This is a genomic window from Paraburkholderia sp. USG1 (assembly GCF_031570135.1).
In the GTDB taxonomy this organism is placed as follows: Bacteria; Pseudomonadota; Gammaproteobacteria; order Burkholderiales; family Burkholderiaceae; genus Paraburkholderia; species Paraburkholderia dioscoreae.
In genome coordinates this window covers 35,925-60,438 of the sequence record NZ_JAMWXW010000017.1, presented here as the reverse complement: position 1 = coordinate 60,438, position 24,514 = coordinate 35,925, and the positions used below count along the sequence as shown (strand labels likewise).

At 63.7% G+C, this 24,514-nt stretch carries 23 protein-coding genes; 9 read left to right on the top strand and 14 right to left on the bottom strand.

What is annotated here, in order from left to right:
- Positions 1-8 precede the first annotated feature (8 nt).
- Positions 9-656 (top strand): tetratricopeptide repeat protein, encoded by a 648-nt coding sequence (locus NE850_RS22395; RefSeq protein ID WP_232064235.1) that lies wholly within the window; start codon positions 9-11, stop codon positions 654-656.
- A gap of 146 nt (positions 657-802) precedes the next feature.
- Here the strand turns inward: NE850_RS22395 and rodA are convergent, their stop codons facing one another.
- The 6 genes from rodA to NE850_RS22365 all read right to left on the bottom strand — a co-directional run bounded on the left by rodA (position 803) and on the right by NE850_RS22365 (position 7,619).
- Complete coding sequence (gene rodA / locus NE850_RS22390) at positions 803-1,951, bottom strand: rod shape-determining protein RodA (protein ID WP_007179702.1); 1,149 nt, start codon at positions 1,949-1,951, stop codon at positions 803-805.
- Between the two features lie 10 nt (positions 1,952-1,961).
- On the bottom strand, positions 1,962-4,280 hold the full coding sequence (mrdA, locus tag NE850_RS22385; RefSeq protein ID WP_007179701.1) for a penicillin-binding protein 2: 2,319 nt from the start codon (positions 4,278-4,280) through the stop codon (positions 1,962-1,964).
- A gap of 141 nt (positions 4,281-4,421) precedes the next feature.
- Positions 4,422-4,934 (bottom strand): rod shape-determining protein MreD, encoded by a 513-nt coding sequence (gene mreD, locus NE850_RS22380; protein ID WP_007179700.1) that lies wholly within the window; start codon positions 4,932-4,934, stop codon positions 4,422-4,424.
- Positions 4,931-6,040: a rod shape-determining protein MreC gene (mreC, locus tag NE850_RS22375; RefSeq protein ID WP_165184249.1), complete on the bottom strand. Its 1,110-nt coding sequence runs from the start codon at positions 6,038-6,040 to the stop codon at positions 4,931-4,933. The genes mreD and mreC overlap by 4 nt, the downstream gene beginning before the upstream one ends.
- A gap of 153 nt (positions 6,041-6,193) precedes the next feature.
- Positions 6,194-7,237: a rod shape-determining protein gene (locus tag NE850_RS22370; protein ID WP_004189550.1), complete on the bottom strand. Its 1,044-nt coding sequence runs from the start codon at positions 7,235-7,237 to the stop codon at positions 6,194-6,196.
- A 232-nt stretch (positions 7,238-7,469) separates the two neighbouring features.
- Positions 7,470-7,619 (bottom strand): hypothetical protein, encoded by a 150-nt coding sequence (locus NE850_RS22365; RefSeq protein WP_157187803.1) that lies wholly within the window; start codon positions 7,617-7,619, stop codon positions 7,470-7,472.
- Between NE850_RS22365 and gatC the strand changes: the two genes are divergently transcribed.
- The 5 genes from gatC (at position 7,618) to NE850_RS22340 (ending at position 12,879) form a co-directional block, all read left to right on the top strand.
- Complete coding sequence (gatC, locus tag NE850_RS22360) at positions 7,618-7,917, top strand: Asp-tRNA(Asn)/Glu-tRNA(Gln) amidotransferase subunit GatC (protein WP_007179698.1); 300 nt, start codon at positions 7,618-7,620, stop codon at positions 7,915-7,917. The two genes, NE850_RS22365 and gatC, sit on opposite strands and share 2 nt — an antisense overlap.
- A gap of 194 nt (positions 7,918-8,111) precedes the next feature.
- Entirely contained in the window at positions 8,112-9,599 is a 1,488-nt protein-coding gene (gene gatA / locus NE850_RS22355) for an Asp-tRNA(Asn)/Glu-tRNA(Gln) amidotransferase subunit GatA (RefSeq protein ID WP_165184251.1), read from the top strand.
- Positions 9,600-9,604: 5 nt separating this feature from the next.
- Entirely contained in the window at positions 9,605-11,080 is a 1,476-nt protein-coding gene (gene gatB, locus NE850_RS22350; protein ID WP_007179696.1) for an Asp-tRNA(Asn)/Glu-tRNA(Gln) amidotransferase subunit GatB, read from the top strand.
- Between the two features lie 133 nt (positions 11,081-11,213).
- Positions 11,214-12,053 (top strand): PPK2 family polyphosphate kinase, encoded by an 840-nt coding sequence (locus NE850_RS22345; RefSeq protein ID WP_310699419.1) that lies wholly within the window; start codon positions 11,214-11,216, stop codon positions 12,051-12,053.
- 46 nt (positions 12,054-12,099) lie between these two features.
- The gene (locus NE850_RS22340; protein WP_007179694.1) at positions 12,100-12,879 is read left to right on the top strand and encodes an exodeoxyribonuclease III; all 780 of its coding nucleotides are present in this window, start codon (positions 12,100-12,102) and stop codon (positions 12,877-12,879) included.
- Between the two features lie 98 nt (positions 12,880-12,977).
- Here NE850_RS22340 and NE850_RS22335 read toward each other — a convergent pair whose 3' ends face one another.
- The 7 genes from NE850_RS22335 to argB form a co-directional block, all read right to left on the bottom strand.
- A complete protein-coding gene (locus tag NE850_RS22335; RefSeq protein WP_007179693.1) occupies positions 12,978-14,237 on the bottom strand; it encodes a M48 family metallopeptidase in 1,260 nt (419 codons plus the stop codon).
- The gene (locus NE850_RS22330; RefSeq protein WP_007179692.1) at positions 14,234-15,628 is read right to left on the bottom strand and encodes an AmpG family muropeptide MFS transporter; all 1,395 of its coding nucleotides are present in this window, start codon (positions 15,626-15,628) and stop codon (positions 14,234-14,236) included. Before NE850_RS22330 ends, NE850_RS22335 begins: the two co-directional genes overlap by 4 nt.
- A gap of 14 nt (positions 15,629-15,642) precedes the next feature.
- Complete coding sequence (gene metW, locus NE850_RS22325) at positions 15,643-16,251, bottom strand: methionine biosynthesis protein MetW (protein ID WP_007179691.1); 609 nt, start codon at positions 16,249-16,251, stop codon at positions 15,643-15,645.
- Entirely contained in the window at positions 16,248-17,393 is a 1,146-nt protein-coding gene (locus NE850_RS22320; protein ID WP_007179690.1) for a homoserine O-acetyltransferase, read from the bottom strand. The genes metW and NE850_RS22320 overlap by 4 nt, the downstream gene beginning before the upstream one ends.
- Positions 17,394-17,704: 311 nt before the next feature.
- Positions 17,705-18,406 (bottom strand): nucleoid occlusion factor SlmA, encoded by a 702-nt coding sequence (slmA, locus tag NE850_RS22315; protein ID WP_007179689.1) that lies wholly within the window; start codon positions 18,404-18,406, stop codon positions 17,705-17,707.
- Positions 18,373-19,176, bottom strand: a complete 804-nt coding sequence (locus NE850_RS22310) for a pyrimidine 5'-nucleotidase (RefSeq protein WP_007179688.1) — start codon at positions 19,174-19,176, stop codon at positions 18,373-18,375. The genes slmA and NE850_RS22310 overlap by 34 nt, the downstream gene beginning before the upstream one ends.
- A gap of 227 nt (positions 19,177-19,403) precedes the next feature.
- On the bottom strand, positions 19,404-20,303 hold the full coding sequence (gene argB / locus NE850_RS22305) for an acetylglutamate kinase (protein WP_007179687.1): 900 nt from the start codon (positions 20,301-20,303) through the stop codon (positions 19,404-19,406).
- 265 nt (positions 20,304-20,568) lie between these two features.
- Here argB and NE850_RS22300 point away from each other — a divergent pair, with 265 nt between their 5' ends.
- On the top strand, positions 20,569-20,784 hold the full coding sequence (locus tag NE850_RS22300) for a cysteine-rich CWC family protein (RefSeq protein WP_084747773.1): 216 nt from the start codon (positions 20,569-20,571) through the stop codon (positions 20,782-20,784).
- A 64-nt stretch (positions 20,785-20,848) separates the two neighbouring features.
- On the opposite strand, the gene NE850_RS22295 is transcribed toward NE850_RS22300, so the two are convergent.
- Entirely contained in the window at positions 20,849-22,486 is a 1,638-nt protein-coding gene (locus NE850_RS22295) for a tetratricopeptide repeat protein (RefSeq protein ID WP_007179686.1), read from the bottom strand.
- 129 nt (positions 22,487-22,615) lie between these two features.
- Here NE850_RS22295 and NE850_RS22290 point away from each other — a divergent pair, with 129 nt between their 5' ends.
- Positions 22,616-23,926, top strand: a complete 1,311-nt coding sequence (locus NE850_RS22290; RefSeq protein WP_007179685.1) for an ATP-binding protein — start codon at positions 22,616-22,618, stop codon at positions 23,924-23,926.
- Entirely contained in the window at positions 23,923-24,465 is a 543-nt protein-coding gene (locus NE850_RS22285) for a response regulator transcription factor (RefSeq protein ID WP_007179684.1), read from the top strand. The genes NE850_RS22290 and NE850_RS22285 overlap by 4 nt, the downstream gene beginning before the upstream one ends.
- Positions 24,466-24,514: the final 49 nt, after the last annotated feature.

Genomic DNA, 24,514 nt, shown 5'->3' with positions numbered 1-24,514 from the left:
CGGCGTTGATGGCGAATGTGGCGGCGTATGCGCAGGACCGCGTCGCGAAGTCGGACGATCCGCAGACGCAAACCGCGGTCGCCGACTACAACGCCGGCAATCTCGGCGCGGCGCTGGCCGAGTTCCGCAAGGCCGCCGAGCGTGGCAGCCGGCTCGCCGAGTTCAACTACGCGATGATGCTGCTCAACGGCGAAGGCACCCCGGCCAATGTCGATGAAGGCAAGAAATGGCTGCGCAAGGCTGCGGACGCCAACATGTCGCACGCGCAATACGTGTACGGCAAGATGTACGACGACGGCGAGTTCGTCGGCCGCGATCCAGTGGAGGCGCACCGCTGGTTTCTGAAGGCGGCCCAGCAAGGCCACGTGCAGGCGGAGTTGGCGCTGGCCAATCAGTTCCTCGACGGACGCGGCACCGAACGCGACAACAGGCAGGCGTTCGTCTGGTACAAGAAGGCGGCGCAAGGCGGCGACATGACCGCGCAATATGTGACCGGCTCGTTCTACGAGCGCGGCGGCGACGGCGTGGACAGGAATCTCAACGTGGCGCGCGCCTATTACGCTGCCGCGGCGGCGCAGGGCGATCCGGCGGCGCGACTCAAGTATCAGCAACTCAGCGCGCAGTTGCGGGACCAGAAGGAAGTGAAGCCGCAGTAAATGAAAGGGGCGCTCTGAACTGCACCCCAAAGGTTGGACACCGATCCAACCTTTGGGGTGCAGTTCACTCCGTGGTGATGGTGCGCCTCTTCTGCTTTCGCCGCCTTGTTTCGGGCCGTGTTCGTGTTCGCCGACGGCCCGCCGCGCTAACTCTGCATCAACCGCTTCTGCCGCGCGACGCTCATGATGAGGCCGATGGCGACCCCCAACGTGGTCAGCGCCGTGCCGCCGTAGCTCATGAACGGCAACGGCACGCCGACCACCGGCAAGATGCCGCTCACCATGCCGATATTCACGAATGCGTAGGTAAAGAACGCCATTGTCAGCGAGCCGGCCAGCAAACGTCCGAATAGCGTCGCGCCATTGGCCGCGATATACAGCCCGCGCGCGATCAACAGCATGTACAGCGTGAGCAGTACGATGCCGCCCGCCAGTCCGAACTCTTCGGAGAACACCGCGAAGATGAAGTCGGTGTGCTTTTCGGGAATGAACTCCAGATGCGCCTGCGTGCCCTTCAGCCAGCCTTTGCCGAGCGGACCACCCGAGCCGATCGCGATGACTGCCTGGATGGTGTGGAAGCCCTTGCCGAGCGGATCGGAGGTCGGATCGAGCAGGGTGCAGATGCGGTGTTTCTGATAGTCGTGCATCAACGGCCATTGCACTTCGGGCTGACAGATCTTGTCCTGAAAGGCGGCGACGGAGCCGACCGCGATCACGCCTGCAATCAGCACCGGCACGATCAGCTTGAAACTCAGGCCCGCGAAGTAAATCACGAAGAAGCCGGCTGCGAACACCAGCACGGCCGTACCGAGATCGGGCTGTTTGGCGATCAGGCCTACCGGTAACGCGAGAATCAGCAGACCGACCAGAAAATCGTACCAGCGCATCACGCCTTCGCGGCGCTGGTAGTACCACGCAAGCATCAGCGGCGTGGCGATCTTCAGGATTTCCGAAGGCTGGATCACCACGCCGACATTGATCCAGCGCTTCGCGCCCTTGCGCGTGAGACCGAATAGCGCCACCGCCACCAGCAACGCGATCCCGAATGTGTACAGCGGGACCGCGAAGCGCATCAGCGTAGTGGGCGGAACATTGGCGAGCGCCCACATCAGCACGAACGTCAGCATGATGTTGCGCAGCTGGTCTTCCACGCGGCCGGGGACGTCCAGACTCGCGCTGTACAGCGTGACGATGCCTACGCACAAAAGCAGAAACACGATCAGCGCGAGCGGACGGTCGAAGCCCGCAAACATCCGCTTGATGCGGTCGAGCCAGGCGCGCTTGTCGAATTGCATGCCTTTCTCCTTACTCGTCGATGCCGCCGGAAACCGGCTGGCGTGGCGACGTGGCCTGAATACCGTCATCGCGCGACGGTGCCGCGGCGCTCGGCGCCGGCTCGCTGGCCGGACGGGGTGGATGCGGGGCGCCGGATTTACGCGGCGTCGGATGATTCTTTGCAGCAGCCGACGTGGAGTCGGCCATGGGCGCCGACGCGGCAGCAGGTGCCGAAGCCGAGGCCGAGGCCGAAGCCGCGCTCGCCGCCGAGGCCGCCGCCGCAGCGGAGGCCGCCGCTGCCGCCGAAGCCGCACCGGGAATCGGCAAGGCAGTGAAGCCCGCCGCGACCTTGACTGGCTGCGCCGCGTCCTGTGGCGCCGGTGCGCCGCCGACTTCGGGCGCGGACGCGTCCTCGGTCGCCGACGCCGCTGCCTCGATGGCCGCCGCCTGAGCGCCCGGTTTGTTCTTGCCGACGAGATAGTAGTCGAGCACCTTCCTCGCGATCGGGCCCGCCGCTTCCGCACCCCAGCCGCCGTTTTCGACGATCAGTGCGAGCGCGATCTTCGGTTGCTCGGCCGGTGCGAAGGCGATGAAGAGCGCGTGGTCGCGCAGATGTTCGGCAATCGCGTGGCCCTTGTAGTTCGCGCCTTGCAGCGAGTAGACCTGCGCCGTCCCCGTCTTGCCGGCCGCCTGGTACTGCGCGCCGATGAACAGTTTCGACGCCGTGCCATTGGTCACGACGCCTTCCATTGCGCGCTTGATGATGTCGATGTCCGATTGCTTCACCGCGATCCTGTCGCTCGGATCGCGCACAACCGGCCGGGTCTCTTTCGTGATCGGGTTTTCGATGTCTCGCACGAGGTGCGGCTTCATCACCACGCCGTTGTTCGCGAGCGTGGCCGTGGCATGAGCGAGCTGGAGAATGGTGAACGAGTTGTAGCCCTGGCCGATGCCGAGACTGATCGTTTCGCCTTCATACCACCGTTGCTGTTCGGGCTTGCGGTACGCCTTGCGCTTCCATTCGGTGGACGGCAGGATGCCGCGCGCCTCGCCCGAAATATCGATGCCGGTGATCTGGCCGAAACCCCATGGCTTCATGAAGTTGGCGATATTGTTGACGCCGAGATCGTGCGCGAGCATGTAGAAATACGTGTCGTTCGACACCACGATCGCGCGGTTCATGTCGACCCAGCCCTGGCCCGAACGCACGTCGTTGCGGAACGTGTGGCCGCCGAAGGTGTACGAGCCCGGATCCTGGAAGCCCCAGCCCGGCGTGCGCTTATGCAGCGTGAGCGCGGCGAGCGCCATGAACGGCTTGTAGGTCGAGCCCGGCGGATAGGTGCCGTGCAGCGGCCGGTTGAGCAGCGGGTGGTCGGGTGAATTGTTGAGATCGTCCCACGTCTGCTGGTCGATGCCGTCGACGAACGAATTCGGATCGAAGCTCGGCGCGGACACGAACGCAAGCACGTCGCCCGTGGAGGGCTCGATGGCGACCAGCGCGCCGCGCCGTCCCGCGAAGGCCTGCTCGGCGACCTGCTGCAGTCCGATATCGAGCGACAGCACGAGGTTGTTGCCAGGCGTTGCCTGGGTGCGCGACAAGGTGCGCACGGGGCGGCCGCCGGCTGTCACTTCCACTTCCTCGAAACCGGTCTGGCCGTGCAGTTCGGTCTCGTAACTCTGCTCGACGCCGATCTTGCCGATGTAGTCGGTGCCCTTGTAGTTGTTCGCGTCCAGACGCGGATCGTAGTGGTCCGGATCGCTGTCGTTCTGGTCGCTGGCGTCGTCGATACGGTCCTGATCGCGCTGCGAAATCCGCCCGATGTAGCCGATCACGTGCGCCGCCGTCGGCCCGAGCGGATATTGGCGGAACAGGCGCGCACGCACTTCCACGCCGGGAAAACGGAAGCGCTGTGCGGTGAAGCGCGCAACTTCGTCGTCGGTCAGGCGGGTGCGGATGGGCAGGCTCTCGAAGTTCTTCGAGTCTTCCTGCAGCTTCTTGAAGCGGCGGCGGTCGCGTGCGTCGATCGAGACCACCGTGGCCAGGTTGTCGATCACGTTTTCGAGCGAGTCGTTCAGCTTCGAGGGCGTAATTTCGAGCGTGTAGGCCGAGTAGTTCTTGGCCAGCACGACGCCGTTGCGATCGGTGATGATGCCGCGGTTCGGCACGATCGGCGCGACGGAAATGCGGTTTTCATCGGCCTGCAGCGAGTATTTGCTGTAGTGCCAGACCTGCAGGAACAGGAACCGGAAGCCGATCAGCCCGAAGCAGACGAACACGAACAGCCCCGCCGCCGCGACGCGCAGGCGGAACTTCGAGAGCTGTTGCTGGGTGTCCTTGAATTCGGTCATGCGATTCTGCAAAAGGCCGGATAACGGCCATGATGAGTGTGCGCCTTTTCCGGCCAGAACCGGAAGGCATGAACTGCGATGCGCGTCGAGCGGGCCGGCGACGTGAGTTTCATCAGAACGGCCGGCGGGCCCGATGCGTGATCAAATTGGCCGGGTATCGTCCGGATCGGCCGGGCGGCGCTGCGGCATCAGCAGCAGCATGCTGGCAACCGGCCACAGCGCGGCTTCGACGAAACCGTCGATCAGATAACCCCAGCCTGGAAACGCCGCGCCCGTCAGCAGACGGATCACGAACGGCACCAGTTGCGCGACGACCAGCAGCGGCATGACCGCGAAGGTCTGCACGCCGAGCGACATCCACAGCACGCGGCGGTGGATCGTAATCGCGCCGTACGACAACAACGTATACGCCAGTGCGTGTTCGCCGAGCAGGCTGGCGTTGTGCACGTCCATCAGCAAACCCAGTGAAAAAGCGATGCCCATGCCGACTTTGCGCGGTTGGTGCACGTTCCAGAACAGCAGCACGAGCGCTACGAAGTCCGGCACGCCGACAAGGCGCCCCCACGGCATCAGGTTCAGCAGGAACGCCGCGGCGAGGCTGAACGAGATGAAGTACGGATTGACCGGCTGCAGAATGTATTGCGGACGGTTCATGGCTGCGCCCCCGGCGTGGCTTGCGGCTTCGCGTTCTTCTCAGTAGCCGGTTTCTTTTCGGCGGCGGACTTCTTCTCCGCAACTGCCGGTTTGGCAGGGGCTTTTTCAGCGGGCCTGGCCGCCGCGGACTTCTCGGCTGCGGGTTTTTCGCCCGCTTTTGCCGGAGCTTTGTCCGCTGCGGCTTTGCCGTCCGCCGGCTTGCCGCCCTTCTTCGCTTTCGCGTCCTTTGCGGCTGTGGCTGCGTCGGGCTCTTCGGCGGGACGCGGAGGCACATTGTTCACGTAATGCAGCACGAGCAACTGACGCGCGCCGCGCACCGGCGCGACGGGCAGGCAGATCACGCGCGCGAACGCGGTATCGGCCTGTTTGTCGACCCGTACCACCTTAGCGACCGGCAGGCCCGGCGGATACACGCCGTCGAGTCCGCTCGTGACGAGTTCGTCGCCGGTTTGAATGTCGGCGCTGATCGGCACGAAGCGCAGATCGAGTGTGTCGCCCTTCGGTGTGCCGTAAATCACGCTGCGCAAGCCGGTGCGCACGATCTGCACGGGCACTGCCTGATCCTTGTCCGTGAGCAGCGTAACTTCGGCTTGCAGCGGGAAGACGCGTGTCACCTGGCCGATCACGCCGTCTTCGTTGACGACCGGCGAACCGTTCTGGATGCCTTGCTGCGCACCGCGGCCGATCACCACTTTCTGCGTGAAAGGATCGCGCGTGTCGTACTGGATCTCGGCGGGCAGCGATTGCGTGGTGGACCGCTGGGACAGTTGCAGCAGCGCCCGCAAATGCGCGTTTTCGGCGGCCAGTTCGGCGGCCGTATTGGCTTGCTGCGAGAGTTGCAGATCTTTGCTGCGCAGTCTGTCGTTTTCGCTGCGCAGCGTGGCGCTGGTCACGGCCAGGTCGGCGGCGCCCACGAACATGTCGCGAGGCACGAGTGCCGCGCGTTGCAACGGATAAAGACCCGCGCCGAGCACGCCACGCACGATTTCGAGCGTTTTGAAGCGAGCGTCGGAGATCAGCAGGGCAAGCGCCAGCACGACGAAAAACACGAGTCGTGCGAGAGCGGACGGTCCTTGCTTGAACAGGGGCGGCGGACTGTATTCCATGGTCGGCGCCGGGGGCGTGAGCGGTTGGGTGAGACGGCGGCGCGCGAGGAACGCGCGTTCAGCGCGCGGAGGCTGGCAGGCCCAGCCAACGGCAAACCGGCCCGCAAGGGGCCGTTTGCCAGATCCGCGCTACTGACATGGAGACGGGCTCGCTTACTCGTACGAGAAGATGCTGCCCAGCTTGTCCATGCGTTCGAGCGCCATGCCCGAGCCGCGTACAACGCAGGTCAGCGGGTCTTCGGCGACGAGCACCGGCAGGCCGGTTTCTTCGGCGAGCAGGCGGTCCAGATCGCGCAGCAGCGCGCCACCGCCCGTGAGCATCATGCCGCGCTCGGCGATATCCGCGCCGAGTTCCGGCGGCGTCTGTTCGAGCGCGATCTTCACCGACGACACGATCTGGTTTAGCGGATCGGTGAGGGCTTCGAGAATTTCGTTGCTGGAGATGGTGAAGCTGCGCGGAATGCCTTCCGACAGATTACGGCCCTTCACTTCCATTTCCTTGACTTCGGAACCCGGGAAAGCGGAGCCGATTTCCTTCTTGATGGCTTCGGCCGTTTGCTCGCCGATCAGCATTCCGTAGTTGCGGCGGATGTAGTTGACGATGGCTTCGTCGAACTTGTCGCCGCCCACGCGCACGGAGCCCTTGTACACAATGCCGCCGAGCGAGATCACGCCGACTTCGGTCGTGCCGCCGCCAATGTCGACGACCATCGAGCCGGTTGCTTCCGACACCGGCAGACCGGCGCCGATGGCGGCCGCCATTGGTTCTTCAATGAGGTAGACCTGCGAAGCACCCGCGCCGTGCGCGGCTTCCTTGATCGCGCGGCGTTCGACCTGGGTCGAACCGCACGGCACGCAAATGATGATGCGCGGCGACGGCGAGAACATGCGCGATTCGTGAGCAGTTTTGATGAACTGCTTGATCATTTGCTCGGTGACGGTGAAGTCGGCGATCACGCCGTCTTTCATGGGGCGGATCGCCTCGATGTTGCCCGGCACCTTGCCGAGCATCTGCTTGGCTTCCTTGCCGACTGCCTGGATGGTTTTCTTGCCGTTGGGACCGCCTTCCTGGCGGATCGAGACCACCGACGGTTCATCAAGAACGATGCCCTTGCCACGCATGTAGATGAGCGTGTTGGCCGTGCCGAGGTCAATGGCCAGATCGTTGGAGAAGTAGCTGCGCAAAAAACCGAACATTCAAAATCCTGTCTCGCTTGGGGCCGGGCCTCGCAACGTATGCGCAGGGCGGCAGCGGAAAAAATAACAGCTTCAACCGGGCGGAAGCGGCGCCACAGGAACTTGAAGCTGCGAGGGAGTCTACCGGAGGCCGGTGCAAAGCCAGGCCAGAAAAATCCGAACGATCTTTGGGAATAGTTCAGAAAGGCCTTGGTAAGTCGGTCCGGGTTTGGGTCGAACGCGTAATGATACCTTATAATTTTGCATGATTTGAAGGAAACGGACGGCACTTTTTGCCGCCGCTGGCCCCTTTTTCGAGGGCCTCCTCCAGCGTCGTAACCCGCTGTCGCAGCGTTGTTTTTTGCATGCTGCGGCGGTCCACCACATTTTCCGGTGACTGCATGGCTCTGACCCTGACCGATGTAAAACGCATCGCGCATCTTGCGCGGCTCGAACTGGCCGATGCCGAAGCTGAGCACACGCTTGTCCAGCTCAACGATTTTTTCGGCCTCGTCGAGCAGATGCAGGCGGTCGATACCACCGGCATCGCCCCGCTTGCCCACCCGATCGAGCAGATCGAAGACGTCGCGCTGCGTCTGCGCGACGACACGGTGACCGAAACGGTCGAACGCGAAGCTTTCCAGCGCCCGGCGCCGGCCGTGCAGGACGGTCTGTACCTGGTGCCGAAGGTGATCGAGTAAAACCCCGCGCATCGGGCCCGGCGCGGAGTGCGGGGCAGCTTTCCTTCGACGTGCCGCCGTGCGGCATATCGACTCGTGGCCCCGGCGCTCGCGTGACCGTCGTCTCCGGCTTTCTCGGCTCGGCTTGCCGGCGGGCAGCCGAATGCCTCCACGGCAGCGTGACTGCGCTGCCGCGCTCTTCAGGATAAAACGCAATGCATGAAAAAAGTTTGACCGAACTGCGCGCCGCATTGACGGCCAAGGAATGCTCCGCAGTCGAACTGGCGCAGCTCTATCTGAAGCGGATCGAAGCGGCCAACAGCCTGAACGCATTCATCCAGGTCGACCCCGATCTGACGCTCGCGCAGGCAAGAGCCGCGGACGCGCTGCTCCATACCGGCCACGCCGGCCCCCTGGTCGGCCTGCCGATCGCGCACAAAGACGTGTTCGTCACCAAGGGCTGGCGCTCCACGGCCGGCTCGAAAATGCTGTCGAACTACGAGAGCCCGTTCGACGCGACCGTGGTCGCGCGTCTGCAGAACGCCGGCATGGTGTGCGTGGGCAAGACCAATATGGACGAGTTCGCGATGGGTTCGTCCAACGAGAATTCGTACTTTGGTCCCGTGCAGAATCCGTGGGACGTCAAGGCAGTGCCGGGCGGCTCGTCGGGCGGTTCGGCGGCGGCCGTGGCCGCGCGCCTCGCGCCCGCTGCAACCGGCACGGATACCGGCGGCTCGATCCGTCAGCCGGCGTCGTTTTCCGGCATCACCGGCATCAAGCCGACGTACGGCCGCGTGTCGCGTTACGGCATGATCGCGTTCGCCTCGTCGCTGGATCAGGGCGGCCCGATGGCGCGAAGCGCCGCGGATTGCGCCATGCTGCTCGAAGCAATGGCCGGTTTCGACGAGCGCGATTCGACCAGCCTCGTGCGTGACGACGAGGACTACACGCGCTACCTCGGCCAGCCGTGGAAAGAAGACGGCGCCGGCAAACCGCTCGCCGGCCTGCGCATTGGCCTGCCGAAAGAGTATTTCGGCGCCGGTCTCGCCGACGACGTGCGCGCCTCCATCGACGCCGCGCTCAAGCAATACGAGGTGCTCGGCGCCACGCTGGTCGACGTTTCGCTGCCGAAAACCGAGTTGTCGATCCCGGTCTACTACGTGATCGCGCCGGCGGAGGCTTCGTCGAACCTGTCGCGTTTCGACGGCGTGCGCTTCGGCCATCGCGCGGCGGAGTATCGCGATCTGCTCGACATGTACAAGAAGTCGCGCGCCGAAGGTTTCGGCCCGGAAGTGAAGCGCCGCATTCTGGTGGGCGCCTACGTGCTGTCGCACGGCTATTACGACGCGTACTACCTGCAGGCGCAGAAGATCCGCCGCATCATCGCGCAGGACTTTCAGGAAGCGTTCAAACAGTGCGACGTGATCATGGGCCCGGTCGCGCCAACGGTAGCGTGGGATCTGGGCGCAAAGGGCGACGATCCGGTGCAGATGTATCTGGCCGACATCTACACGCTGTCGGTGAGCCTCGCCGGTTTGCCGGGCATGAGCGTGCCGTGCGGCTTCGGCGCGGGCGCGAATGCGCAGCGTCCGGTAGGTTTGCAGATCATCGGCAACTATTTCAATGAAGCCCGGATGCTGCAGGTGGCCGACGCGTTCCAGCGCGCGACCGACTGGCACCGCAAAGCACCGGCAGGAGTGTGAGCACCATGACCAAGCAATGGGAAGTCGTGATCGGTCTGGAGACCCACGCGCAACTGTCGACCCACTCGAAGATTTTTTCGGGCGCCTCGACGCAATTCGGTGCCGCGCCGAACACGCAAGCGTGTCCTGTCGATCTGGCCTTGCCGGGCACGTTGCCGGTAATGAACCGCGGTGCCGTGGAGCGCGCGATCCAGTTCGGCCTCGCGATTGGCGCGACGGTGGCGTCGCGCAGTATTTTCGCGCGCAAGAATTATTTCTACCCCGATCTGCCGAAGGGCTACCAGATCAGCCAGTACGAAATTCCCGTCGTGCAGGGCGGTCAGGTGACGATTCAGGTGCCGGCCAATGAAAAGGCGGGCAGTCCGGCGTACGAGAAGGTCGTCAACCTCACGCGCGCCCACCTCGAAGAAGACGCGGGCAAGTCGCTGCACGAAGACTTCGCGGGCATGACCGGCATCGACCTGAATCGCGCCGGCACGCCGCTGCTCGAAATCGTCACCGAGCCGGAAATGCGCAGCGCGGCGGAAGCGGTTGCGTACGCGAAGACGCTGCATACGCTCGTCACGTGGCTCGGCATCTGCGACGGCAACATGCAGGAAGGTTCGTTCCGTTGCGACGCCAACGTATCGGTGCGTCCAGTCGGTCAGGCGGAATTCGGCACGCGCGCCGAGATCAAGAACCTGAACTCGTTCCGCTTCCTCGAAGAAGCGATCCAGTACGAAGTGCGCCGTCAGGTCGAACTGATCGAAGACGGCGGCACGGTGGTGCAGGAAACGCGTCTGTACGATCCGGACAAGCGCGAAACGCGTTCCATGCGCAGCAAGGAAGACGCGCACGACTACCGCTATTTCCCCGATCCCGATCTGATGCCGCTCGTGATCGACGCGGCGTGGGTCGAGCGCGTCAAAAGCGAAATGCCGGAACTGCCGGAAGCGATTCAACAGCGCTTCGTCACGCAATACGGTTTGACGCCGTACGACGCCAACGTGCTGACATCGAGCAAGGCAATGGCGGCGTACTACGAAGCGGTGGTGAGCAAGCTCGGCCCGGCCAACGCCAAGGCCGCGGCGAACTGGCTGATGGGCGAAGTGTCGTCGCAACTGAATCGTGAAGGTCTCGATATCGCTGCAAGCCCGGTATCGTCCGCGCAACTCGCGCTGTTGCTGCAGCGTATCGCGGACGGCACGATCTCCAACAAGATCGCCAAGGAAATTTTCCTCTCGATCTGGGAAGAGAAAGCCACGGACGAAGCCGCCGCCGATCGCATCATCGAAGCGAAGGGTTTGAAGCAGATTTCGGATACCGGCGCGCTGGAAGCGATCATCGACGAAGTGCTCGCCGCGAATCAGAAGTCGGTCGAGGAATTCCGCGCCGGCAAGGAAAAGGCGTTCAACGCGCTGATCGGTCAGGCCATGAAGGCGACCAAGGGCAAGGCCAATCCCGCGCAGGTCAACGACCTGCTCAAGAAGAAGCTGTCCTGAGTTGAAGCAGAGTTGGAAAGCACGGCCGAAGCGTTCGCGCTTTGGCCACCGCGGGCTGTTGCCGGAAACGAAAGTGGGGCAGCGGCCCGTTTCGTTTGCGGGCCCGTTTAAACGCAGATCACGGAGTGTGTGGATGGCCAGGCAACCCGAACTCGACGACTTCCGCGTGCCGTATTTCGGCGACGGCAAGAAGAAAAACAAATTCTCGCTCGACGGTTTCGATCCGGCTGCAAAACCATTTTCGGCCGGTTCGAAAGACGCCGACAAAGCCCGGTTATCGGAAATCGGCGCGAAGCTCGACATTCAGCAGGAGCGTCTGCATGCGCAGCAGCAGCGCCGTGTCCTGCTGGTGCTGCAGGGCATGGACACGAGCGGCAAGGATGGCACGATCCGCGCGGTGTTTCACGACGTCGATCCGCTCGGTTTGCGCATCGTGCCGTTCAAGGCGCCGACGCCCGTCGAAATTGCGCACGACTTTCTCTGGCGCGTGCATTCGCAAGCGCCCGCCGCGGGCGAACTGACGATCTTCAACCGCAGTCACTACGAAGATCTGCTGGTGCCCACCGTGCTCGGCAACCTGGACGCACAAGCCTTCGAGCAGCGCTGCCATCATATCCGCCAGTTCGAAGAGTTGCTGGCCTATAGCGGTACGACCATCATCAAGTGCATGCTGCACATTTCGAAAGACGAGCAGCGGGTGCGTTTGCAGGCGCGCATCGACGATTCGACCAAGCATTGGAAATTCGACGTCGCCGATCTCGACGCGCGCAAACAGTGGGACAAGTATCAGGTGGCGTATGGCGAGACGCTGGCCGCGACATCGACCGAATACGCGCCGTGGTACGTGATTCCAGCCAACTCGAAGACGCATCGCAATGTGATGGTGGCGGAGTTGCTGTTGCGCACGTTCGAGGCGCTGAAGCTCGAATATCCGCCTGCCAAAGAATCGCTGAAGGGCATCAAGATCGCGTGACCTTGCCCCTTTGCTCCAGAAACGAATCGACCAAACAAGGAACGACATGTTGCGTGTGATTACCGCCAACCTGAACGGCATCCGCTCAGCGGCGAAGAAGGGCTTTTTCGACTGGTTCGGAGAACAGAAGGCCGACGTGCTGTGCGTGCAGGAAATCAAATGCTCGCAAGACGACATGACGCCGGAATTCATGGCGCCGCACAATTTCACCGGCTATTTTCAGCACGCCGTGAAGAAAGGCTATAGCGGCGCGGGCGTGTACACACGTCACGAACCGGACGAAGTGGTGATCGGCTTCGGCAGCGAGGAATTCGACCCGGAAGGGCGCTACGTCGAACTGCGTTTCGGCAAGCTGTCGGTGATTTCGGTGTACGTGCCGTCGGGTTCGAGCGGCGACGAGCGCCAGCAGGCCAAATACCGTTTCATGGACGAGTTCATGCCGCATCTCGCGGAACTGGCTCAGGAGCGCGAAGTGATCGTGTGCGGCGACGTCAACATCGTCCACAAGGAAATCGACATCAAGAACTGGAAGAGCAACCAGAAGAATTCGGGCTGCCTGCCGGAAGAGCGCGCATGGCTCACCAAACTGTTCGATGAAGTGGGTTACGTCGACGTGTTCCGCACGCTCGACCAGCGGCCGGAACAGTACACGTGGTGGAGCAATCGCGGCCAGGCGTATGCGAAGAACGTCGGGTGGCGGATCGACTATCAGATCGCGACGCCGGATATCGCTAGCAAGGCGAAACGTACCGACGTGTTCCGCGATATCAAGTTCAGCGACCATGCGCCGCTGACGGTCGATTACGACCACAAGCTCAAGAAGTAAGCGGAGTCCGCGTCCCGGCAGCAGACGCAGTTGAAGTCAGCCCCGAGGGGGACGCCATATGTCAGGCAACGGCCGGGAGCGCGCGCGGCCCGCGCGACTCAGTTGCGAGACGGTTTGCTGCGCGGACGGCCCATGCCGCCGTAGTCCGGCAGCGCATCCACCGTTTTGCCGATTGCTTTCGCGTACAGCGGCAACATGTCGGGCAAGCGCTTGATGATGTCCTGGCGGCGCGCCGACGTGTAGGGATGCACGTAGATGAAGCCCTGATCGCGGTTGCCGCGCGTGGCCTGCGCGAGCTTGTCCCAGAGTGTGACTGCCGCGCGCGGATCGAAGCCGGCGCGCGACGCGATATCGCTGCCGATCACGTCGGCTTCGGTCTCGTCGGTATTCTCGTACTTCATTTCCAGCAGGCGCGAGCCGATGCCGAGCGGCGCCGCGCCGAGATCGGCGAGCCCGAATAGCTGCGGGATCGTGCCGGACGAGTCGAGCTGGCTCGCCTGCAACTGGCCGAGCCGCTCGCGTGCATGTTCGCGCAGCGCGTGCGCAATCTCGTGCCCAATCAGCATACCGAGTTCGTTGTCGTTCAGACGCGCGCGGTCGAGCAGGCCGCCATACACGACGATCTTGCCGCCCGGCAGACAGTACATGCGGATATCGGGCGAGCGCACCACCGCCACATCCCACTTCCAGTTTTTGGCCCGCTCGTTCCATTTCAACGAGTACGGGATCAGCTTGTCGACGATCGAGCGCACGCGCGTGACATGCGCATCGGTGTCGCCGTACAGGCGATTGGCGTGCTCGGCGCCGTACGCGATCTGGTTGAACTCTTCGGCGGCTTGCGCCTCGAGCATCGGCGATGGGATCAGGTTGCGGAACACCAGATAGCCGCCATAGCGCAACTGCGTGTTCGTCGGGCTGTACGGTGCGGATGCGACGGGCATCGACGGGGCGGCGGGCGCTTTGGCGGCCGCGGACGGCGCCGACGTCGCAGCGGGCGTCCTTGCCGTGACTGGAGTCGGCGGCGTCGTCGATGGGGCCGACGACGGCGGCGTGGCCGCTGCGGGAGCACTACCGGCGCTGCTCGCACCTTGCGCCGCCGATGTCGCGCTTTCCGGGCTTGCCGCGCCGGCTGCGGGTCTGGCCGTTGGTGCCGCCGATGTGGCCGGCGCCGGCGTCGCTGCGGGGGCGCTGGTCGCGGCCGCCGGCATGGCTGTCGCGTGTGCGTTCAACGGCGCGGCCAACGTCAGGCTCACACCACCGAGCGCCCACACCGCCCGCAGCGCCACGCGCCTGACCTTGCGCGCGGGACGCCGGGACGGAGCCGAGCGCAACACGCCCTTCGGGAGACGCGCCTTCACGACTGCGTCCTCCACGGCGCGATGCGCAGCAGAAGCACCATGCCGGGCACCGCCAGCGCGGTGCAGACGATGAAGTAGTCGAACCAGCCGATCTGCGCGACCACGTAGCCGCTCGCCGCTGAAGCCAGCGTGCGCGGCACCGAAGCGAGGCTCGTGAAGAGCGCGAACTGGGTGGCCGTGTAGCGCGGATCGGTGGTGCTGGCGATATAGGCGGTGAAAGCCGCCATCGTCAAACCGGTGGCGAAGGTTTCGAAGCCGTACACGAGCGCCAGCGCAACCGAACGCGGCTCGAGCTGCACGGCCCAGTCGATGCCCACCAGCGCCAGCAGCTTCGTCGTGCCTTGGCTCAGCCAGACGGCGATGTCGTAGATCGCCGCGAGACCGGGCGAAGCCGGTCCGAGATGAGCAAGCCACGCGAAGCCGAGCGTCGACACCATTTGCAGGATGCCGAAGATCCACAAGCCCCGGCCAATGCCGATTTTCATCAGCCAGATTCCGCCGACGATCCCGCCCGCCAGACTCGCGCCGAATGCGGTGGTCTTCGCGATCACGCCGATCTGCGTGCGCGAAAAGCCGATGTCGAGAAAGAACGACGTGGACAGCGTGGTCGCCATCGTGTCGCCGAGCTTGTACAGAAAGATGAAACCGAGCACGAACAGTGCGCCACGCCAGCCGTCGCGCTGAATGAATTCCTTGAACGGCTGCACGATCGCTTCGCGCAGGTTCCTGGGCGGCGTACCGTGTACCGCGGGCTCGCGCACCACCAGCGTCATGACCATGCCGGGCAGCATGAACGCGGCCGTCACGATGAAAACGGTGCTCCACGGCAAATGGTCGGACAGGATCAATGCGAGCGAACCGGGCACCAGCGCCGCGATCTTGTAAGCGTTCACGTGCACCGCGTTGCCGAGCCCCTGCTGCGTGTCGCTCAGCAATTCACGCCGGTAGGCGTCGATCACGATGTCCTGACTGGCTCCAAAAAACGCGACCAGCGCCGTCAGAGCCGCCACGGTCCAGATCGACTCTTTGGGCGACACGAACCCTAACGTGCCGATGGCGCCGGCCACCAGAATCTGCGTGACCAGCATCCAGCCGCGCCGTCTGCCCGGACGCCAGCCGGGGAAACGCGGCACGTAGCGGTCCATCAGCGGCGCCCAGATGAATTTCCAGGTGTACGGGAACTGGATCAGCGCGAACAGGCCGATTTCCTTCAGATTGACGCCTTCGGAGCGTAGCCACGCCTGCACCAGATAGACGAGCGTGAACAGCGGCAATCCCGACGTAAAGCCGAGAAAGACGCAGATCAGCATGCGCGTATTCAGGAACGCGCGCCAGCCGGGATGTTCTTCGTGAGCGGTAAGTGCAGGCGCCTCGTGCGGCGGGTTCGACATGTGGATAACTTGCGTTAGCTTTTCTTGACGCGATAGACCGCAAGACTACCACGCCAGTTCACCCCCCACCGCACCACCTGACCCTCGTGGAGCACCACGCGGTCGAGAATTTCGATGCCGACTTCCGGCGCGAGCGCCTCGAAATCCTTGATGGTCAGCACCCGCACGTTCGGCGTGTTGTGCCACTGATAAGGCAGCGACTTCGACACCGGCATGCGGCCCCGGAGCACCGAGAGTCGATGTGCCCAGTAGCCGAAGTTCGGGAACGACACAATGCATTCCTTGCCGACCCGCACGGTCTCGCGCAGGATCGCGGCCGTCTGGTGAATGGTTTGCAGCGTCTGCGACAGAATCGCGAAATCGAAGCTGCCGTCTTCGAACAGGCGCAGGCCGTCTTCCAGATTCTGCTGGATCACGTTGACGCCGTTCTGCGTCGACGCCAGCACGCCCGCGTCGTTGATCTCGATGCCGTAGCCCAGCACGTCCAGTTCTTCGGTCAGGAGCGAGAGCAGCGAGCCGTCGCCGCAACCCAGATCCAGCACGGTGGCGCGCGGTTCGACCCAGCGGGCGATCGCGCGGAAGTCCGGGCGCAGCGCCAGATAGTCCAGTGCTCGCTGGTTCATGCGTTCACCTCGTTCGCAATACGTTCGTAGTAGGCGCGCATCAGGTTGTGATAGCGCGCGTCGTCGAGCAGGAAGGCGTCGTGGCCGTGCGGTGCGTCGATTTCCGCGTAAGTGACCGTGCGCTTGTGATCGAGCAGCGCCTTCACGAGTTCGCGCGAGCGGGCGGGCGCGAAACGCCAGTCGGTCGTGAAGCTGGCGATCAGATATTTCGCCGTGGTGTGCGCGACCGCCGCCGTCAGATCGCCGTCGAACGCCTTGGCCGGATCGAAGTAGTCGAGTGCCCGGGTGATCAGCAGGTACGTGTTCGCATCGAAATAGTCGGCGAACTTGTCGCCCTGGTAGCGCAGGTACGACTCCACCTCGAATTCGACGTCGAAGTTGAAGTTGTACGCGTCCAGCGCGCCTTCCGCGCGCCGCAGCGAGCGGCCGAATTTCTCGGCCATGTCGTCGTCCGACAGATACGTGATGTGGCCGATCATGCGCGCGACGCGCAGGCCGCGCTTCGGCTTCACGTTGTGTGCATAGTAGTTGCCGCCGTGAAAGTCCGGGTCCGAGAGGATCGCCGAGCGCGCGACCTCGTTGAACGCGATGTTCTGTGCCGACAGCTTGGGTGTGGACGCGACCACGATGCAGTGCGCGACGCGTTCCGGATACATCATGCTCCACGCGAGCGCCTGCATGCCGCCGAGGCTGCCGCCCATCACCGCGGCGAAACGCGTGATGCCGAATTGGTCCGCGACGCGCGCCTGGGCGTTGACCCAGTCTTCCACCGTCACGACGGGAAACGCCGCGCCGTACGGATTGCCGGTAGACCGATCGATACTCATCGGCCCGGTCGAGCCGAAGCACGAGCCCAGATTGTTCACGCCGATCACGAAGAATTTGTCGGTGTCGAGCGGTTTGCCCGGGCCGACCATGTTGTCCCACCAGCCGATGTCGTTGGGGTTGTCGGCATAGATGCCCGCCACGTGGTGCGACGCGTTGAGCGCGTGGCACACCAGCACCGCATTGCTACGCGCGGCGTTGAGCGTGCCGTAGGTCTCGACCATCAGGTCGTAACCGGCGAGCGAGCTGCCGTTCTGCAACTGCAGCGGCTCGGTGAAATGCATTTTTTGGGGAGCGACGATACCGATCGATTCCATTCATTCCGCCATTTAACAAAACAGGGCGGCTAGATGGCGTCGGCGAAGCACGGAGGAGAATGACTGTGTGCGCGGCTGACGACCTCTTTAGCCGCATTTATAGTGAACCGCGGGAAACATTCCCGGCAGTTCGCGCGCCCGCAATCGAGTCAGCAAATCGGCGCGTACAAGGTTATTGATGCAGGTGTTCAGGGTGCTGCGGATAGCGGCTCCAGATGCATTGGGGTGCCGCAGTCAGGCGCAAAGTATAGCGGAAATTTTCGTGCGGCAACGTCGCGGGCGCAGTCACGGCGCGGTGCATGCGGCGCGGACTACTGAAGAATCAGCAGCAGTTGCGCGTCGGCGTGTTCGGCGGGCGGTCGCGCGAAGCCGCTGCGCACATAGCGGTGCCAGCGGCCGATGATGTAGCTCAGCAGCAGACTCGCGCGAATAGCCGGATCGTAGCCGGCGGGCAGCGGGACGGTGTCGTGCTGCGCGCTGGCGTCGTCAGTCGGACTCGCGCTGGCGTTCGCCTCCATTTGCGCGAGGCGCAGACATTGTTTTAGCGACGCTTCGACGCGCTCCAGCATCTGATTGACGCGCTCGGTCAGCCGCTCATGCTCGCCGACCAGCGCCTCGCAGGTCAGCACGCGCGTCATGCCGGGGTTCTTCGCGGGAAAGTTGAGCAGCATCAACGCGATCGCGCGGGCCTGCAGCACACCGTTGCTTTCCTTGTCGGCGATCTGGTTGATCAACCCGAAGATGGTTTGCTCGATGAACTCGATGAGCCCTTCGAACATTTGCGCCTTGCTGGCGAAATGCCGGTACAGCGCGGCTTCCGATACGCCTAACCGGGCGGCCAGCGCCGCGGTGGTGATCTTTTCGCTCTTCGGTGCCTCCAGCATCGCGGCGAGCGTCTGGAGGATATGCACGCGGCGCTCGCCCGGCTTCAGGCGTTGCGCGCGCGGGGCGGCGAGCGTGGTGGTCGGTTCGTGTTCGGCTAAGACTTCGTCAGGCTTGTCGATCGGCTGCATGGCTGTCGTCCCGTCTGCTGTCCCTTCAATCGAACCGAGCGGGTGCCCAGTCGTAGCGATTTTAACGAACGAATGCTCCGGTCGACATAGTGCGGCCGGCCGGTGCCCGGCAGGCGCTTCGGCACGCCGTCCGCGTGCGGCTTGCGCGGCAGGTGGCCGGTGATCCACACCGTGCGGATGCCGAGGCGCCGGTAGTTCTTCAGATGCGAGCGCGTGTCTTCGACAAGGATCACGTCCTTGAGCGAAACATGGGCGTCGCGCATGGCTTTGCGCAGCATTGCGTGATCGGGTTTGGCGCGCCAGAGGCGGCGATCGCGCATGTGTTCGATGGCGATCACCTGTTCGAACAGACGCTCGATGCGCAGTTCGGCGAGCACTGCGCGCGCATAGGCTTCGGGCGCATTGGTCAGCACGATCTTGCGGCCCGGCAGCGCAGCCACGAGGCGCGCGACGCCGCGTTCGTGGCGGATCATCGAGCCGAGATCGGGGAACGTGTGCACGACCTTCAGGAAGTCGTTCGCATCGAGCGGATGGTGGCGCGTGAGGCCGAGCAGCGCCGCGCCATAGCGCTGCGTGTAGCCGGTGCGCAGACGGTTCGCTTCGTCGATGTCCACTTGCAAGGCGTCGATGATGTACTGCGTCATCCCGTGATTGATTGCAGGAAAGATCGCGTGCGACGCGTGGTGCAGCGTGTTGTCGAGATCGAACAGCCAGACCGGACGGCCACCTGCGATATGCGGACGACGGCGTCGGGAAGTGGGAGTGCGCATGATGGAGAGCGCCGGTCAGGCGCGAACAGTCGCTTCACGCGGCGAACGCGAGCGGTTCACGGTGCGGGCGGCGAAAAAAGAAGGGAGAGCGGGGCGGTGCGCCGAGGCGGCACGTTGCCGGCCGCCGTAGACACTATGCGCGCCGACGAACGACCGGGCAGCGCAACTGCACGGCGCACATGACACGTCATGCTGATGTGCCGTGTGCGCCGGATTCGAGGCAGGAATCAATGCGAACGGATCATCGTGCCGAACGGCTGTTCGGTGAGAATTTCCAGCAGTACCGAGTGCTCGATGCGGCCGTCGATGATGTGCACCGAACGCACACCGCTCTTGGCCGCGTCCAGCGCCGACGAGATTTTCGGCAGCATGCCGCCGGAGATCGTGCCGTCCGCGAACAGGCCGTCGATTTCGCGCGCCGACAGATCGGTGAGCAGATTGCCTTCTTTATCCATCACACCGGGGATGTTGGTCATCATGACCAGCTTTTCGGCGTTCAGCACCACCGCCAGCTTGCCCGCGACCAGGTCCGCGTTGATGTTGTAAGACAGACCGTCTTCGCCGAAACCGATCGGCGAGATGACGGGGATGAACGCGTCGTCCTGCAGCGCTTTCACGACCGCCGGGTTGATCGCCTCGACTTCGCCCACCTGGCCGATATCGACATACTGGCCCGGATTGTCGCGATCCGGCATCAGCATCTTGCGGGCGTGGATCAGGCCGCCGTCTTTGCCCGTCAAGCCGACCGCGTGACCGCCGAAGTGGTTGATCAGCGTGACGATGTCCTGCTGCACTTCGCCGCCGAGCACCCACTCGACGACTTCCATCGTCTCTTCGTCGGTGACGCGCATGCCCTGGATGAACGTGCCCTGTTTGCCGATCTTCTTCAGCGCCTGGTCGATTTGCGGACCGCCGCCGTGCACGATGACCGGATTGATACCGACCAGCTTCAGCAGGATCACGTCGCGCGCGAAGCCCTGCTTCAGGCGCTCTTCGGTCATGGCGTTGCCGCCGTATTTGATGACCACGGTCTTGCCGTGATACTGGCGAATGTAGGGCAGCGCCTCGGCCAGGATTTCAGCCTTCAGGGTGGGCGCGATCTGCGAAAGGTCGGGAAGCTCGGACATGGCGGCAGGCTCAGGCACGGAACAGTTGAATCAGGGCGAATTGTACAGGACTGGCGCGCTGCAACAGGGTTTTCGATAGCTGCGCAAGCGGTGGGCGCCACGGGCTTTGCGCACCGCGCAATCACAGCTCGCAGGCGCCAGCCCACGATCAAGCGTAGCGCGGTTTCGGCAGCCCTGTGAATTAGCCGAACGGACGACTCACGGTGGTCAGTCAGACGTGGCATCATTTCCTGATTCAGGCTGAAGCGAGACCATCCGGCCCGTCATGAAACCGTCCGTCTCCCGCTCACAAAGCAGCGCGCGCTGCCCGCGCTGCGGCAACGCGTTCGATTGCGCCATGCATGGGCAGCCGTTCGACTGCTGGTGCCGCAAAATGCCGCCGTTGCCGGGGCACAGGCTCGATCCGGCCGGACGCTGCCTGTGCCCCGAGTGTCTCGCCGCGGAGATTGCGCGGGCGACTCAGGCGCCGCCCGGCGTGTGATCGACGCACGTGAGCGACGATCAGACCGCCGCGAGAGCCGCTGTTTGAACGAAGCGGGAGCGGCTTACGCCGCGCGGTGCTGGAGCGCCAACGCCCGCAGATCGCGCGCGAGGGATTCCAGCGCCGGCTCCCATTCACCGAACCGCGGCTGCCGATACAGCGTGGCGTCTGGATACCATGGGCTGTCGCGACGGTCGAGCAGCCAGACCCAGTGCGGGTTGACGTCGAGCAGCACCCAGGTGCGCTGGCCGAGCGCGCCGCTCAGATGCGCCACCGACGTGCAAACGGTGACGACGAGATCAAGCGCGCCCACGAACGCCGCAGTGTCGTCGAAGGTCGTGAATTCGGCGGTGTAATCGGTCATTGACAGGCCGGCCCCTCGCGCCGCCGCGACGTCGGCGGTTGCGCCCGGTTGCAACGAATAAAACGCCACGTCATGCATACCGCCGAAATGTGCCGCATAGCGTTCCCAACCCACCCGGCGGAATGGATTGCGCTGATGGCCGTGGCTGCCGGTCCATGTCAGCCCGACCTTGAGCCTTGATTCGGCCGCCAGCCTTTCTTGCCACGACCGGATCGCAGCCGGGTCCGCATGCAGATAGGGTGCCGTGGCCGGAATCGTATCCCCTCGGGTATCGAATATCAGCGGCAGGCTGAGCAACGGGATCTCGTAGTCGAACGCCGGTAGCGATTCGACGCCGCCGCCAGCTGAGAACTCGTCCGCGTGACTGCCCAGGCTGCGCGCGAGCAGTGCGCCCATTTGCGGAAACGTGTTCCAGCTCAGACGGCCGCCTTCGCGATGCACTCGCTCGGCTAGCATCGGGATATACCGGCAGAACTGCAAGACGTCGCCCATGCCTTGCTCGCCCCATACGAGCAGCGTCTTGCCGGCCAAAGGTTCACCACGCCAGAGCGGTGCCGGCATGACCGGACGGTTGCCGCCCAACTCCGCGGAGCCGTCCCAGCGCGCCTCGTGCGATGCCCAGCCGTGCGCGTAATCGGCACGAATGAGTTGCAACATGGACAGATTCGAGCGGAAGGAGGCGTCGTGGGGGCCCAATGCGCAAGCGGTCTGGGCGGCTTGCTCCGCATCGCTCCAGCGTTGTGCCTCGCGCAGCGTCAGCGCATAGTTGTTGTGCGCCAGTGGGCTATGCGGTGCGCATTGCACGGCTTTTGCGCCAGCTTCCAGCGCTTGCGGCAAATCCCTATTCATGCGGTACGCGTTCGTCAGATTGGTCCAGCCGTCACCCTCGCCGGGCTCGTCGCGGACCGCGCGTTCCAGCAGATCGATCTGTTCGTTCAGGTCGCCGCCGGCGTGCGCCAGTGCGCCGGCGAGATTGCTGCGCAGGCATGGCAATCGCGGATCTATAGCGAGTGCACGGCGATACGGTGCAATGGCCTCACCATGCCGGTTCGCTACCTGCAGCGCGTAGCCGTGACGAAAGTGCGCAAGAGCGCGGTGCGGATCGAGTTGGGCAATAATGGCGGCGAGTTCGATCGCGTCGCCGAGACGGTGTTGATCGAGCAACGTAGCCGTAAGCGATGCGAGTGATGCGTCGTCCAGTGGATGGATTCGCGCCGCGGCGTCGAGACAGCCGGCCTCGGCTTGCGCCGTGCCGTTGTGCCGGGCCGCTGCGGCTTGTCGCAAAACAGTCAGGAAAGCTGATGAGGCATCGGCCTCGCAGGGGGAAGTAGGTAGCATGGATAGGCTGCGCGACGGAGGAACCGATAACGAGGGATCGGTCCGTGCGACGCGGTCGCAAAAATTCCCATGTTACCGGCGCAAGGTCGCAAGGTAAGTCGGACGAGTCCGAACAGGTAAACTAACGTCATGCATCGTATAACCAACACCGGCCGCGTCAATCTCGGGCATCTGTTCTGGCTGCGCAGTCTCGCGATCATTGGCCAGTTGATGACGATTGCGTTCGTGCAGACCTTCATCGGCGTGCATCTGCCGTTGCCCGCCATGCTGCTCGTGATCGCGCTCGAAGTGATCTTCAACGGACTCACGTGGTGGCGCGTTTCGCAGCAGCGGCCCGAATCCAACATGGAGCTGTTCGGCCAGATCTGGGTCGATCTGGGCGCGTTGTCCGCTCTGCTGTTTCTCTCGGGCGGCACCACCAATCCATTCGTTTCGCTCTACCTGCCCTCTCTCGCCATTGCCGCGGCTGTGCTGCCGTGGCATCTGATGGCGTGGCTCGCGGCGTTCGCAGTTGCTTGCTACGCGGTGCTGGGTTTCGATTCGGTGCCGCTGAATCTCGACAATCCCGCGAACCTGTTCGACTACTATCGCGCGGGCATGTGGGTGAACTTCATGGTCAGCGTCGGCCTCATTGCATGGTTCGTTGCGCGCATGTCGGGAGCGCTGCGGCTACGTGACGCAGCCCTTGGAGACGCGCAGCAGCGCTTGCTTCACGATGAACGCGCGGTCGCGTTGGGCGTGCAGGCTGCCACTGTCGCTCACGAAATCGGCACGCCTCTGTCTACAATTGCAATGTTGTCCGAAGAATTGCGCGACGCCGCACGCTCCGACAAGGGCCTCGCGCCATACACAGCCGATCTCGAACTGCTCGAACAGCAGATGACGCTGTGTACTTCGGCGCTTGCCCGGCTGCGCAGTCGGGCTTCGACGAGCGCCAGCCGACAACCGGTCGGCGAGTGGCTGGAATCGTTCGGCGAGCAGTGGCGCTTGCGTCATCCGCATGTGAAATTCGAGCGGCTCGGCGTGCCTCCCGCGGATGTCAGTCTTGACGATACCGTGGCTGTCAGTCAGATTCTCACGATTCTGCTCGACAACGCCGCGCGAGCAAGTCGCGATCACGTCACGCTGTCCTGCTCGCTTGCGGCGCGTGGAGATCAGATCGTATTCGAAGTCTGCGACGCGGGCCCCGGCATTCCGGCCGCGTTGCGCGGTTCGCTGGGTGCGATGCCGGTCGAGAGTACGCAAGGCGGGCACGGCGTGGGCCTCTATCTCGCATTTTCGGCGGCGGCGCGTCTGAAGGGATCGATCGAGCTGACCGATGTCAGCACGATCAGGCCGCGCGGTACGCGTGCGGTCCTGAAACTGCCGCTCGCCGCGCGCAAATTTTTTGGCTCGGGCCGTCACGGTGCCGAGCCATCCAACACGGAGAAACAAGTATGAGTGAAATGAATTTTCTGGTGATCGACGACGACGAGGTGTTCTCCGGCATCCTCGCCCGTGGTCTCACCCGGCGCGGCTACACGGTGAGCGAAGCGCACAACGCGGATGAGGCCATCAAGCTGGCGAATCAGCAGAAGTTCAGCCAGATCACGGTGGATCTGCATCTCGGCAATGACTCCGGTCTTACGCTCGTCGCGCCCTTGCGCGATCTGCAACCCGACGCGCGCATGCTGGTGCTGACCGGCTATGCGAGCATCGCCACGGCGGTGCAGGCGGTGAAAGACGGCGCCGATAACTATCTGGCCAAGCCCGCCAACGTGGAGACGATCTTGTCGGCGCTGCAAAGTGAGGCGAGCGCGCTGCAGGCAGAAGAGGCGATCGAGCATCCCACGCCGCTCTCGGTGGCGCGTCTGGAGTGGGAGCATATTCAACGCGTGCTCGCCGAACACGGCGGGAATATCTCGGCTACGGCGCGCGCGTTGAACATGCATCGGCGAACGCTGCAACGCAAGCTCGCGAAGCGGCCGGTCAAGCAGTAAGCGCGGCGTCGCGGCTGCGCTTGCCGTAAGCAAATGAAAACGGGCTGCC